The 12,261-nt window shown below is 46.0% G+C and carries 14 protein-coding genes; 2 read left to right on the top strand and 12 right to left on the bottom strand.

All coding sequences use genetic code 11. The features are described from left to right. Positions 1 to 101 precede the first annotated feature (101 nt). From KFV11_RS08005 to KFV11_RS08015, 3 genes are read right to left on the bottom strand one after another with little or no spacing between them, the layout of a single operon-like run. Positions 102 to 833: an amino acid ABC transporter ATP-binding protein gene (locus KFV11_RS08005; protein ID WP_149459498.1), complete on the bottom strand. Its 732-nt coding sequence runs from the start codon at positions 831 to 833 to the stop codon at positions 102 to 104. Then, on the bottom strand, positions 830 to 1,549 hold the full coding sequence (locus KFV11_RS08010; protein ID WP_149459542.1) for an amino acid ABC transporter permease: 720 nt from the start codon (positions 1,547 to 1,549) through the stop codon (positions 830 to 832). Before KFV11_RS08010 ends, KFV11_RS08005 begins: the two co-directional genes overlap by 4 nt. Continuing rightward, entirely contained in the window at positions 1,533 to 2,312 is a 780-nt protein-coding gene (locus KFV11_RS08015) for an amino acid ABC transporter substrate-binding protein (protein WP_254249652.1), read from the bottom strand. The genes KFV11_RS08010 and KFV11_RS08015 overlap by 17 nt, the downstream gene beginning before the upstream one ends. A 153-nt stretch (positions 2,313 to 2,465) precedes the next feature. On the opposite strand from KFV11_RS08015, the gene KFV11_RS08020 reads away from it, so the two are divergent. After that, positions 2,466 to 2,777, top strand: a complete 312-nt coding sequence (locus KFV11_RS08020) for a hypothetical protein (RefSeq protein WP_149459496.1) — start codon at positions 2,466 to 2,468, stop codon at positions 2,775 to 2,777. Positions 2,778 to 2,919: 142 nt separating this feature from the next. Here the strand turns inward: KFV11_RS08020 and KFV11_RS08025 are convergent, their stop codons facing one another. From KFV11_RS08025 to KFV11_RS08060, 8 genes are all read right to left on the bottom strand, one after another. After that, the gene (locus tag KFV11_RS08025) at positions 2,920 to 3,747 is read right to left on the bottom strand and encodes an MBL fold metallo-hydrolase (RefSeq protein WP_254249653.1); all 828 of its coding nucleotides are present in this window, start codon (positions 3,745 to 3,747) and stop codon (positions 2,920 to 2,922) included. An 88-nt stretch (positions 3,748 to 3,835) separates the two neighbouring features. Next, positions 3,836 to 4,471, bottom strand: coding sequence for a tRNA (guanosine(46)-N7)-methyltransferase TrmB (gene trmB / locus KFV11_RS08030; RefSeq protein ID WP_254249654.1), 636 nt, complete (start codon positions 4,469 to 4,471; stop codon positions 3,836 to 3,838). A gap of 13 nt (positions 4,472 to 4,484) precedes the next feature. Next, positions 4,485 to 5,276, bottom strand: a complete 792-nt coding sequence (locus tag KFV11_RS08035; RefSeq protein ID WP_149459493.1) for a phosphotransferase family protein — start codon at positions 5,274 to 5,276, stop codon at positions 4,485 to 4,487. A gap of 195 nt (positions 5,277 to 5,471) precedes the next feature. Beyond that, positions 5,472 to 6,305 (bottom strand): D-amino-acid transaminase, encoded by an 834-nt coding sequence (gene dat, locus KFV11_RS08040; RefSeq protein WP_149459492.1) that lies wholly within the window; start codon positions 6,303 to 6,305, stop codon positions 5,472 to 5,474. A gap of 2 nt (positions 6,306 to 6,307) precedes the next feature. Continuing rightward, entirely contained in the window at positions 6,308 to 7,717 is a 1,410-nt protein-coding gene (gene pepV / locus KFV11_RS08045; RefSeq protein ID WP_254250613.1) for a dipeptidase PepV, read from the bottom strand. Positions 7,718 to 7,821: 104 nt separating this feature from the next. Further along, the gene (locus KFV11_RS08050) at positions 7,822 to 8,145 is read right to left on the bottom strand and encodes a hypothetical protein (RefSeq protein ID WP_149459490.1); all 324 of its coding nucleotides are present in this window, start codon (positions 8,143 to 8,145) and stop codon (positions 7,822 to 7,824) included. Positions 8,146 to 8,211: 66 nt separating this feature from the next. Beyond that, on the bottom strand, positions 8,212 to 8,919 hold the full coding sequence (locus tag KFV11_RS08055) for a pseudouridine synthase (RefSeq protein ID WP_254249655.1): 708 nt from the start codon (positions 8,917 to 8,919) through the stop codon (positions 8,212 to 8,214). Further along, positions 8,916 to 10,556 carry a putative polysaccharide biosynthesis protein gene (locus KFV11_RS08060; RefSeq protein WP_149459488.1) on the bottom strand — a complete coding sequence of 547 codons (1,641 nt, stop codon included), beginning with the start codon at positions 10,554 to 10,556 and terminating at the stop codon, positions 8,916 to 8,918. Before KFV11_RS08060 ends, KFV11_RS08055 begins: the two co-directional genes overlap by 4 nt. Positions 10,557 to 10,658: 102 nt before the next feature. Between KFV11_RS08060 and KFV11_RS08065 the strand changes: the two genes are divergently transcribed. Further along, complete coding sequence (locus tag KFV11_RS08065; RefSeq protein WP_254249656.1) at positions 10,659 to 11,918, top strand: BaiN/RdsA family NAD(P)/FAD-dependent oxidoreductase; 1,260 nt, start codon at positions 10,659 to 10,661, stop codon at positions 11,916 to 11,918. A gap of 49 nt (positions 11,919 to 11,967) precedes the next feature. On the opposite strand, the gene KFV11_RS08070 is transcribed toward KFV11_RS08065, so the two are convergent. After that, positions 11,968 to 12,258: a rhodanese-like domain-containing protein gene (locus KFV11_RS08070; RefSeq protein WP_149459486.1), complete on the bottom strand. Its 291-nt coding sequence runs from the start codon at positions 12,256 to 12,258 to the stop codon at positions 11,968 to 11,970. Positions 12,259 to 12,261 lie beyond the last annotated feature (3 nt).

Consider the following 12,261-nt stretch of genomic DNA (forward strand, 5'->3'; position numbering starts at 1 on the left):
ATCAGTATAGCGAAAAAAAGTGAGAGCGACATTAACAATTTACAATTTTTTAAGATACTTATATGGGATTTTGTAAGAAAAAAACCAGGCATCCGCCTGGCCTACTTCTGATCGATGATATTTAAGAAACGTTTCAATGCATCGCTTTTTGGATGATTGAATATTTGATCGGGTGTACCTATCTCTTTAATGCGTCCTTCATGAATAAATGCTATTTTGCTCGCGACGTTCTTCGCAAAGTTCATCTCATGCGTCACAATGACCATGGTCATCCCTTCAGCAGCGAGGTCTTTCATAACGTTCAGTACATCCATGACAAGCTCGGGATCAAGCGCTGACGTCGGCTCATCAAACAGCATGACTTTCGGGTTCATCGCGAGCGCGCGGGCGATGCCGACACGCTGCTGCATCCCGCCGGATAACCCTGAGGGATACTGGTTGCTCACCTGCTCAAGACCTACTTTATGCAGCAAGTCGAGACCAATTTTTTCTGCTTCAGCTTTAGGCATGTTCTTGACGGTCACTAGTCCTTCAATGACATTTTCAAGCGCCGTCATATGAGGAAAGAGCTGATAGTTCTGGAACACCATCCCTGACTTTTTACGCACTGCAATCTGGCTGCGTCGATTGTTATTAGAATAACTGGTCCCGTCTACAATGACCTGACCAGACGTCGGGAGTTCAAGCGCATTGATCATGCGCAGCAGCGTTGTTTTACCAGATCCACTACGACCAATCAATACAACTACTTCACCGTCGTCAACCGTCAAATTGACGCCTTTAATCACATCTTTATCGCCAAAGCTTTTATAAATATTGTTCAGCTCGATCATATCGTATACTTCCTTTCAAGGCGCCGCTCGTACATCCCTTGTATGAGAGAGATGATAAAGCAGACGACCCAGTACATCGCTCCAACCAAAAGATAAATTGAGAGGAACTCGAATGTAGAGGCTGCTACTTCCTGTGCCTTACGAAACATTTCTGCAACGAGAATAAATCCTAATAACGATGTATCTTTGATAAGACTTAAAAATGTATTACCAAGTGTCGGGATTGAGTTACGAATGGCTTGCGGCAGAATAATACGTCGCATCGTCTGCCATTCACTCATACCGATAGAATATGCTGCTTCTCTTTGTCCTTTAGGAAGAGTAAGGATACCTCCACGAATAATCTCAGAAGTATATGCGCCAACATTCAAACTTAATCCAATAATTGCTGCAGTAATAGATGACAACGTAAGTAAGTCGTTTGAGTTACCAGTTGCTAGCCTCGCAATTTCCGGTATTCCATAAAAGATAATAAATAACTGAACGATCATCGGCGTTCCTCGGAAAATCGAAACATAAACCCGTGCAATGATTTGGAAGATTTTAATACGTGATACCCTTGCCAGCGCAGTAATCAATGCGATAATAAACCCAATGATGAACGTTATGATCGCCAAAGGTATGGAGTATTTAAATAGTGCCTCCAGCATCGGCAGAAAAGCCTGCTGCGCGGCATCCAGAGCATGCTGCTGTTCTTCATTAAGGTTTAGAAACATCTTCACCAAACCATTTCTTACTGATCTTAGCTAATTCACCGTTATCTTTTAATGTTTTTAAAGCTTTGTTGACGTCATCGATAACTGATTGATCAGTTTTCTTTGTGAATACAAATGCTGACTCGCTCTTCTCTGCATCGCCTTCGATAATTTTGACATCCGCACTTTTCTTCTGTTTCAAGTAATCAAGAACTGATAATTTTTCGTTGAAAGTACCTTCTACACGGTTAGACTGGATAAGTTCCATCGACTGGTTGAATCCTTCGACCTGTGTAATTTGTGCACCGTGGTCTTTTGCCAGCTTACCGTAGTTTGATGTTAACGTCTGCGCTAACTTTTTACCTTTTACATCATCGAAAGATTTAATATCATTGTTTTCTTTACGTGTGACAAGTACTGCACTTGTATAAGTGTATGGCTCAGAGAATTTGTACTTTGCTTTCCGTTCATCGTTAATACCCACCTGGTTCGCTACAGTGGTAAAGCGGCCGGCATTCAGACCTGAGAACATAGAGTCCCATTGTGTTTCAACAAATTTAGCTTTATAACCTGCTTCTTTTGCTACTGCCTTGACCACATCCACATCATAACCAGTCAGGTTACTAGACTTATCATGATAAGTGAAAGGTGCGTATGTTCCTTCCGTACCAACTGTCAGCACTTTTTCTTCATCAGCGGAAGATCCCTTCTTTGAATCATTATTCTGCCCACATGCAGCAAGAACAAACAGCATCGCCGCTAAAACCCATAAAAACTTTTTCATCTTTTTACCTCTCCTATTCTTATCGTTTCACTCGGAATACTACTAATTGTATCGGAATCCATCGTTTAGTCAACAAAAAGATTCTGGCGGCAGAGAAAACTTGAATTTTTTCTGTAATCTAAGATAATGAAGATAAGGAAAAGGAGGTTTCCCATGAATAAAAAATGGTGGATTGGTTCCTCAATCGTCGTTGCTGCACTGGTGATCGGCTATGCATTCAGCAGAAGATATCGCCTGCTGAATCCCCATCAGCTGCTTGAAGATATCAAACAGAAATTTAATGGCGTTGAATCATCTTTTATCGTCTATACCCCGGAACGCTATAAAAGATTCGGAGTTGAGACACAAATTTATCGCGGCGGCATCACTACTAACTTTGACGATTACAAAGAAGAGTATGAATTTATCGCTGATGCTTATACTGGACAGCTGATTGACTGTATTGAAGTCACTCATAACAACTAAAAAAACCAGGCGGATATACTGCATCCCAAACGTCAGACCTAAAATCTAACGTTTGGGGTGTTTTTATTTGGCGCGGGCGCCGGGCGCCTCTCAGACGAATATCCACGCCGCTATTTTCGCGGGACGCCCCTCATCGTCGAAATTATACATGGGCCGGCTTTCTTCTCACTTCATCGATTATTTCTCTGCCGTCAAACTTCGCTGCAAAATAACGGACGTCATGATAAAAAATAAACCAGGCATCGTCAAACTTCTCAAATAACTCTTCTTTCTGAAAAATAGAGTCCAATGGATAATCATCATAAGCGGTCACCCACAGTGGATTGCGATGAGCTGTCGTCGGCAGCAGGTCAGCCATGTGGACCGCCCGCATGCCGTCGTCCTTAATTTCAATGATACTGTGCCCTTCACTATGGCCGCCGGTATGTATCATTGTAATGCCCGGGCAGATTTCTATTTTGTCGTCAAACGGTTCCACCTGGTGCTCGATGCCGCGATAATTCATCTCCCAGTAGGTCGCCCTGCTGCGGACGTTAGGATACCGCATCTCATGCCATTCTGTACGCGATGTAATAATCCGTGCGTTATTGAAGACTGACTGCCCGTCTGCCGTCGTCAAGCCCAGCGCATGGTCAAAGTGCAGATGACTCATCAGGACGATGTCAATATGTGAAGGCGTCAGCCCGAGTTGATTAAGCGCAGCTGTCACATCACTGTCGTAAGTCACCCCGTAATTTCTTCTCTGCTTCTCATCGAGCTTCCCATTACCCACTCCGCTGTCAATCAGCATATTGCCGTATTGTGACTGGATAAGAATCGGATGGGTCACAAGAGGCACTTGGTTTTGTGCATTATTCGGATATTTATCCTGCCATAACGGCTTCGGTACGACACCGAACATCGCCCCGCCGTCCATATGAGTGATACCACCGTTTAACGGCGTCAACTTGAACTTGCCTATATGAAGCATACAATCCCTCCGTTCTCTTTCATTCTACATGAAACGCGCAGTTTGTTAAAACACAAAAAAACCTCCCGATGATTCGGGAGGTCGGACATTAGTTAAACGTCGCTTCCAGGCGGTTAATACGGAAGCCTCTGTTAGAGAACTTCTCTTCATATTCTGTCTTGATGTTATCTTCCGGTTCATTTGCATGTAAATCCAGATTGATGTTTTTCAGCTTCATGCCGAACTGGCTCATGCTTTCCAGCGAGAACTCAAATAACTGCTGATTGTCCGTCTTAAAATGAAGCTCACCGTCTTCTGCCAGCACCTGCTTGTACAGCTTCAGAAAGTTCGCGTGTGTCAGACGGCGCTTCGCATGCCGCGTCTTCGGCCATGGATCTGAGAAGTTCAAATACACTCTTGCGACTTCACCAGCCATGAAAAACTCAGGCAGATTCTCAGCATCGAGCGTCAGCAATCTTAAGTTCGTAATGTTTTGTTCCACCGCTTTTTCAACGATACGGATCATCACGTTCTTGTCCCGTTCGATCCCGATATAGTTGATGTGAGGGTGCTGCTTCGCCATCTCTGTAATAAAGCGACCCATGCCGCTGCCCACTTCAATATGAATCGGCTGGTCGTTACCGAACCAGTCGGTGATCTTCGTCTTCCTTTCATCACCGATACTTACAATATCGCTGTGTTCCAGCAAATACTCTTCCGCCCATGGTTTGTTGCGCATTCTCATTTCATTGTTCTCCTTATATAAAACGATTCATCATCAGTACATCATTCAAAAACTGCAGCCATTCATTCATATCCTGAAAGCGATTCTTCTCTTCATACCATTCTACCATCGCAATCGCCTGAATAATCGTATACCACTTCATGCGTTTTCTTAAATCAAGTGTATCCTGGATACCGTACTTACTCAGCCAGTCACACCACTCTGCGGGTTCAATATACGTATAGAGAATCATACCGATATCGATGGCCGGGTCCGCAATCATGGCCCCTTCCCAGTCTACAAGGAACAGCTCATCCTGCTCTGACAGCAGCCAGTTATTATGATTGACATCACCATGACAGACTGTATAGAACGCTGAGTTCAAGTTCGGCATGTGCTCTTCCAGATAAAGCAGCGACTTTCTGATCACGTGATGTGTCAGCACATTCCTCGATAGGGAAGAGTTGATTTTCTTGAGCAGCATCGATGGATACATCGGCTCCATCTCAAGCCTTTTCAGCATATTAAGAAGCTGCGTCGATTTATGAATCTTTCTCAGCATCAGGGCGACACGATTGGATTTCATTTCATCATGCATTAAAGACCTGCCGTTTTTCCAGTGCTGTGCTGTCACGACTTCACCTGTCTCAATCCGTTTCGTCCATACAAGCTTCGGTACGATCCCTTCAGCAGACAGGGCCGCAAGGAAAGGACTGGAATTTCGTTTCAGAAACAGCTTCCTGCCGTCCTGCTCAGCCATATACGCTTCACCTGAGGCACCGCCTGCTGAATCCAGCGTCCAGCCTAATTGATAGAAATGCTCCAACGTGTTCACCTCCATTCAGAAAAAAGAAAAGGCTCGAGATATAATCAAGAGCCTTATCCATAACTTTAAATCTTCACGTTCATTAGTAACTTGTTTAAATTTTATACCCTTCACGGCTGTAATTCAAGCGGAAAAGTTACTCAAAATGTATTGACATTTTGAGAAGACCCTTCCAGCCGCGGTCCAGTGGAAGTCTTATCTTCCTGTCTGAATTTTCTCATCAAACGCCTGCTGCAGTTTCCGGGCAACGGGACCCGGTCCGCCGATGACTTTCTCATCCACCTGGACTACCGGTGTCACTTCAAGTGTCGTACTCGAGATGAACACTTCATCAGCTGCCAGCAGTTCATCCGGTCCGAACGTCTCTTCGTGGAACGGGATGAGTAGTTCCTCTGCACATTCTTTGATCACTTGGCGGGTGATACCATTCAAAATCAAGTTGTTTGCTGGATGCGTGTAAATCGTGCCGTCTTTAATGATGTAGACATTGCTTGAAGCACCTTCAGTGACAACGCCATCTCTAATCTGCACAGCTTCCACTGCCCCGGCCCGGACAGCTTTCTCCTTGTTCAGCACATTACCGAGCAGATTCAAGCTTTTAATGTCACAGCGCAGCCAGCGGATATCTTCAGCCGTGATGACTTTGACACCGTCCTGCATCCCCTTGAGCGGCCGTCCTGCTTCGTACGTATACATTAAAGTGACCGGTTCAGCATGTTCTGGAAATGCATGGTTACGTACAGCGACACCGCGCGTCACTTGAATATAGATATTGCCGTCAGCCAGCTGATTCTTCTCGATCAGCTGCTCGCAGATTTCAATGTATTCATCAACAGTTTTCGGTGCAGTGATCAAAATCTCACCGGCACTGCGGACTAACCGTTCAAAGTGCTCGCGCGCCGTGAACAGTCTGCCGTCATACACTCTGACCACTTCATAAATTCCATCGCCGAACTGATAGCCGCGGTCGTTATAGTCAAGGGTCACTTGATCATCACGGAACTCACCGTTGTAATAAATGATTGTCATTGTCACTCCTCCACACAGACCGCATGAATCGCTTCCAGATAAATAGCGGTCGCATCAAAGAGCTGTTTTTTCGTCATATATTCATTTTTCTGATGCATTAAATCGACTGAGTCTTTGAACATGGCACCGAATGCCACCCCTTTTTCGAGGTTACGTGCATAAGTTCCGCCGCCGATTGTGTATGGCTCCGTCATATCACCTGTCTGATTGCGGTAGGCTGTCAGCAGTTTCTGGATGAACGGATCGTTTTTATCGACGTAATGAGGTTGCTGGTGCGTATTGACAACAATATCAAAGCCGTCACCTTTAATTTTATCAGTGAAGCCGGCAATTTCTGATGTAAAGTCAAACCCTGTCGGATAGCGCAGGTTAATGCCGTAATGACCGCCGTCAATATCCGTATAGCTGATGACACCGATATTAGTCGTCACTTTACCCATTTCAGCATCTTCAAATGCCATGCCCATCTTCTCACCGAAATGAGAATCAAATAAATAGCGGTCGCCGAATGCAACAAACGCTTTCGCTTTCTCGTCAAGCGCTAACGTATTCAGGAAATTCACAAGGAACAGTCCCGCGTTGACACCGATAGACGGATCCATGCCGTGCACTGATTTCCCTTCAATCTGAACCAGCAGGCTGCCGTTGTCGACAGTCGTCTTCCCTGTCAGCTGATGGTCATTCAAATAATTATTGAACGATTGCAGCACATAATCCATCTTTTCTCTGACAAGCAGTTTTGCTTCAGCGAAGTCAGGCACCATGTTGTAACGTTCACCGGCATTCAACGCCTTCAGTTCGACTTCAGGTGCAGTCACATCTTCTTTAGCGCTGTTTTGAATGATATCGAACGTTGTAATCCCTTTCTCGCCGTGAATGAGCGGGAAGTCCGCATCCGGTGCGATCCCGAGGTCAGGCATCTCTTCAGTCTGGAAGTAACGGTCGGTACACATCCATCCCGACTCCTCATCCGTACCGACGATCAGATGAATCCGCTTCTTGAAGTCTGCATTCATGTCCGTCAGAATCTTCACCGCATAGTAAGCCGCAATGGTCGGCCCTTTATCGTCGAGTGTGCCGCGTGCAATAATCCGGTCTTCTGTCTCTACAGGGTCAAATGGATCTGTGTCCCAGCCGCTTCCCGGCGGTACAACGTCCACATGGCATAAAATACCGAACAGTTCGCTGCCTTTCCCCATTTCAATGCGCCCTGCGATATGATCGACATCGACTGATTTGAAGCCGTCACGTTCAGCAAGCTTGTACATATATTCCAGCGCTTCCCGAGGCCCCGGACCGACCGGTGCTGCTGTTGTCATCAGGCTGTCATCTCTGACACTGTTGATGGCAAGAAGCCCTTTTAAGTCTTCTATAATTGCCTGTTCATATTCTGCTACTTTCTCTCTCCACATCATATAAATCCCCCTATCTTCAATACTTCTATCTTACAGCAACGATCAGTGATTTGAAAAGCACAATAAAAAAAGCTGCCTGTAACAGGCAGCAAAGAAATTAATTATAAACGACTGCGGTCGTGCACTGTATGAACATTGTTGACACCGCCGCCACCTTCATCGTCGAAAGTTGCAACTTGTTCATGTGTGTCGCGCTGAGTTTTCGGGAAACGGTCGTTGTTGACATTGTTATCACTTTTAACAGCATTCGCTGCCGCTGCTTTAACTTTTTCTGTCAATGTCGGTTTAACGCCAGGTGAATCACCGTTTGCTTTCTCTGATTTGTTCAGTAAACGGTCTAAATTTTCTTTTTTAGAGAAGTAAGCTGCCGCTGCAGTACCTCCGATAACTAATGCCGCTCTTAATAAACCTGCCTGTTTTGCCATAGTCAAACACCTCGTCTGTAAGATTTATAAATTAAATATACCCTTACATCGAACTGCTAAACGCTCTTATTTATTTTTCACCCGATTTATATCCTCAGCCGTCAGCAATTTGTACTGGCCGGGCTGAAGCGAGCGGTCAAGCGGCAGGCCGCCCATCTGGATACGTTGTAAGTAGCTGACAGTCATACCGACTGCACTGAACATACGCTTTACTTGATGAAACTTACCTTCCTGAATCGTCACTTCGACTTCACTTATAGCACCGGACGTCACTATCTTCAACCGGGCAGGCATCGTTTTATAGCCGTCATCCAGTATAAGACCTTCATTGAACTGTGTGATTGTCTCGGCTGTGACACGTCCGTCAATTCTCGCGTAATACGTTTTGTCGACGTGTTTCCTCGGACTGAGCACTTCGTGGCTGAACTGCCCGTCATTTGTCAGTATAAGCAGCCCTTCCGTATCTTTGTCCAGCCTGCCGACCGGGTGCAGGTCATAGTGCCGGTAATCGGGCAGCAAGTCAACGACTGTATCATGCCGCGCATCTTCGGTCGCGCTGATGACGCCCTGTGGTTTATTCAGCATTAAATAGACAACAGGCTCATAGAGCACGACCTCACCGTTAACAGCCACAGTGCCGGCAGCATGGTCTATCTTCATATCAGCTTTCTTAACTGTCTCACCGTTTACTGTGACCCGCCCTTTTTTGATGAGCTGTTTTACTTCCGTGCGGGTGCCGCAGCCGGCATTGGCCAGAAACTTGTCTAATCTCATGCACGTCCTACTTTGCGGCTGAGTTTCGCAACACGGGCACCGAGATATCTTTCTGCCAGTCCTGATCTCAAGGAAATATAACCGTAGACCAGTGCGCCGATCACGGCACAGATGATGACAATCAGCAGCGCTTCGAATTTATTCGCGACGCTCATAAAATGAATCAGGACAAGGTAGACGAGTTCCACTGCAAAGACCATCAGCAGACTGTAGAGCAGTATTTGAGACATCTCTGTGAAAGTCGAGCTGAATTTGAAACGGGCATACTTTTTGATGACTAAAAGATTGCAAATAATTGCAGCGGTCAGAGCGATTGCTGTGCCGAACACAGCGCCCACTGTATGGAACATCACAATCAGCGGCAGATTGATCAACGCCTTAATCACCAGTGAACCGATAACAATCCAGACGGTCATCGCCTGTTTATCAATACCTTGCAGCATGGCAGAGGTCACTGATAGTAATGCAATTAAAATGCCGACTGGTGCATAGAAGTAGAGAATATGGTTGGCTGCTGCGTCGAAGCTATAGAATGACGTATAAAGCGGTGCCGCAAGTACCATGATACCTAGTGACGCTGGTACCGTCAGAAACATGAGCAGGCCAAGAGACGTTCTGATCTGATGATGCATCGCCCGGATCTGCCCGGAAGCATGAGCGCGGGTAATCGCCGGTACAAGGCTGATCGCAAAACCAGAAGCAAGTGATGTCGGGATCATGACGAGTTTATTTGTCGTTAAGTTCAGCATGGTCAGCAGCGGATCGTGCATTTCTGCAGGTACGCCCGCTATATCAAGACCTTTGTTGTGTGTGAACTGATCGATAATCAAGTAAAGCGGGAAACAAAGACTGACAATGACGAACGGCACACTGTAAAGCAGTATCTCTTTATACATTGCGCGGTAGCTGACCGTCGTATGAGTATGATCATTCTCAATCATCCGCTCAATATGCGGCTTTCTTTTACGCCAGTAGTACCACAGCGTCAACAGTGCAAAAACTGCACCGATAGCAGCCGCGAATGTTGCGACTTCGTTTGCCAGCAGAATATTTTTCCCCATGTATTTGATGACGATTAACGCACCGCCGAGAAGAAAGACGATACGGGCAACTTGTTCGATGACTGTAGAGACAGCAGTCGGGCCCATTGAATCATAGCCCTGGAAAATCCCTCTGAATGTTGCAAGAAACGGTATGAAAATAACAGCGACAGAAATGACGCGGATGATCTCAGTGATATCTCCTGTATTCCATGAATTGCTGCCGGCCGCTGTACTATGCTTAGCAAGTGTTGCTTCTGCAATGGTCGGCGCCAGTAAATATAAAATGATAAAACCAAGAAGGCCGGTCAGCGACATGACGATAAGGCTTGATTTGTACAGCTTCTGGCTGACTTTATAAGCACCTATTGCATTGTACTTCGAGACATATTTGGCGACAGCAAGCGGAACACCTGCACCGGCAACAACGAGCATAACCGTATAAGGATTATAGGCATAGTTGTACGGGGCAAGATTTCTTTCTCCGCCGATGATGGCGTAGAATGGGATAACGTACAATATCCCGAGGATCTTTGTAATGAATATACTGGCGGTCAGTATGAATGTACTGCGGACCAGCGAACTACTTTGTGACATATTTTCATCCCTAACTTTCTAGATTTAAACTAAAGATATCTTATCATCTTTAGTTGCGATACACTACTTTTATATCAATAACATAATGAAAAGGAGAACTTTATGTATCAGACAATTGTAATCGGCGGCGGTCCAAGCGGGCTGATGGCTGCCATCAGTGCAAGTGAATCCGGCGACCGGGTGCTGCTGATCGACAAGAAGAATCAGCTCGGCCGCAAACTCCAGATCTCCGGCGGCGGCCGCTGCAACGTCACCAACCGGCTGCCTTATGAAGAGATCATCAAACATATTCCGGGCAACGGCCGCTTTCTTTACAGCGCCTTCAATACATTTGACAACGAAAGTATTATCCAGTACTTCGAATCACGCGGTGTCAAACTGAAAGAAGAAGACCACGGCCGTATGTTCCCGGTATCGAACAATGCGAAAGACGTAGTGAATACACTGCTCACTCACTTGAAAGACAATAAAGTCGACATCAGAACCGATGTCAAAGTAGAGTCACTGCTGTTTGACGACGGCCGGATCATCGGCGTTAAAGCAGCTGGAGAAGATATCAAGGCGGCACAAGTCATCATCGCAACAGGCGGTAAAAGTGTGCCGCAGACCGGCTCGACCGGTGACGGCTATATTTTTGCTCAGCAGGCCGGGCATACGATCACGGACTTGTTCCCGACTGAAGTACCGATCACTTCGCGGGAACCTTTTATTAAATCTAAGGTGCTGCAGGGACTGAGCCTGCAGAATGTCGCCTTAAGTGTGCTGAAGAAAAACGGCAGGCCGGCTGTGACACATCAGATGGATATGCTGTTCACCCATTTCGGTATATCCGGTCCGGCTGCACTGCGCTGCTCACAGTTTGTCTACAAAGAACAAGAGCGTCAGAAGAAGCAGGAGATCAACATGACCATCGACAGCTTCCCGGCTGTGTCACTGCATGAATTAACGCAGCGTATCGACCAGCTCTTAACCAGCATGCCGGACAAAGCGCTGAAGAACAGCCTGAAAGGACTGATGCAGGAACGCTGGCTGCTCTTTCTACTGGAGCAGGCCGGCGTCAACCTTGACTTAACAGCGCATCATGTGAAGAAAGAAGCGCTCGCCCGGTTCATTGAACTGCTCAAAAACTTCACCTTTACCGTGAACGGCACATTGTCGATTGATAAAGCATTCGTCACAGGAGGCGGTGTGTCGGTCAAAGAAATTGTCCCGTCGATGATGCAGTCAAAGCTCCATGATAACTTGTACTTCTGCGGGGAAGTGCTCGATATTCACGGCTATACCGGCGGCTATAATATTACAAGTGCACTCGTCACCGGCTACGTGGCAGGTTTTAACTGCCGGACAGCGACTCAACTATAATGATAAACAAAGCGATGAGTGAGGACAGTCCCCACTCATCGCTTTGTTTTTATCGCGTAATCGCTGCCATGCCGCCGATGACATTATAAGCGTTGAAATCATGCTCTCTTAAATACTCGGTGACTTTCTCGCTTCTAATACCATGCGCGCATAAAATATAATAAGGTTCATTCACTTTCAGCGTATGCATATTATCCGGAATTTCATTCATTGGAATGTGGACAGCTGCATCCAGCATCCCCATCTGCACTTCAAAATCTTCACGAATGTCAATGATATTAGGAATCTCGCCTTGTTCCAGTTTCCTTATGAGTTCACCGGCTGTAATTTCGTAAGTCATAAA

The organism is Macrococcus equipercicus (genome assembly GCF_024205945.1).
Lineage (GTDB): Bacteria > Bacillota > Bacilli > Staphylococcales > Staphylococcaceae > Macrococcus > Macrococcus equipercicus.

Coding starts and splice junctions, on each gene's coding strand:
- KFV11_RS08005 (WP_149459498.1), bottom strand. CDS start 833: ATGATCGAGCTGAACAATATTTATAAAAGCTTTGGCGATAAAGATGTG.
- KFV11_RS08010 (WP_149459542.1), bottom strand. CDS start 1,549: ATGTTTCTAAACCTTAATGAAGAACAGCAGCATGCTCTGGATGCCGCG.
- KFV11_RS08015 (WP_254249652.1), bottom strand. CDS start 2,312: ATGAAAAAGTTTTTATGGGTTTTAGCGGCGATGCTGTTTGTTCTTGCT.
- KFV11_RS08020 (WP_149459496.1), top strand. CDS start 2,466: ATGAATAAAAAATGGTGGATTGGTTCCTCAATCGTCGTTGCTGCACTG.
- KFV11_RS08025 (WP_254249653.1), bottom strand. CDS start 3,747: ATGCTTCATATAGGCAAGTTCAAGTTGACGCCGTTAAACGGTGGTATC.
- trmB (WP_254249654.1), bottom strand. CDS start 4,471: ATGAGAATGCGCAACAAACCATGGGCGGAAGAGTATTTGCTGGAACAC.
- dat (WP_149459492.1), bottom strand. CDS start 6,305: ATGACAATCATTTATTACAACGGTGAGTTCCGTGATGATCAAGTGACC.
- pepV (WP_254250613.1), bottom strand. CDS start 7,717: ATGTGGAGAGAGAAAGTAGCAGAATATGAACAGGCAATTATAGAAGAC.
- KFV11_RS08050 (WP_149459490.1), bottom strand. CDS start 8,145: ATGGCAAAACAGGCAGGTTTATTAAGAGCGGCATTAGTTATCGGAGGT.
- KFV11_RS08055 (WP_254249655.1), bottom strand. CDS start 8,919: ATGAGATTAGACAAGTTTCTGGCCAATGCCGGCTGCGGCACCCGCACG.
- KFV11_RS08060 (WP_149459488.1), bottom strand. CDS start 10,556: ATGTCACAAAGTAGTTCGCTGGTCCGCAGTACATTCATACTGACCGCC.
- KFV11_RS08065 (WP_254249656.1), top strand. CDS start 10,659: ATGTATCAGACAATTGTAATCGGCGGCGGTCCAAGCGGGCTGATGGCT.
- KFV11_RS08070 (WP_149459486.1), bottom strand. CDS start 12,258: ATGACTTACGAAATTACAGCCGGTGAACTCATAAGGAAACTGGAACAA.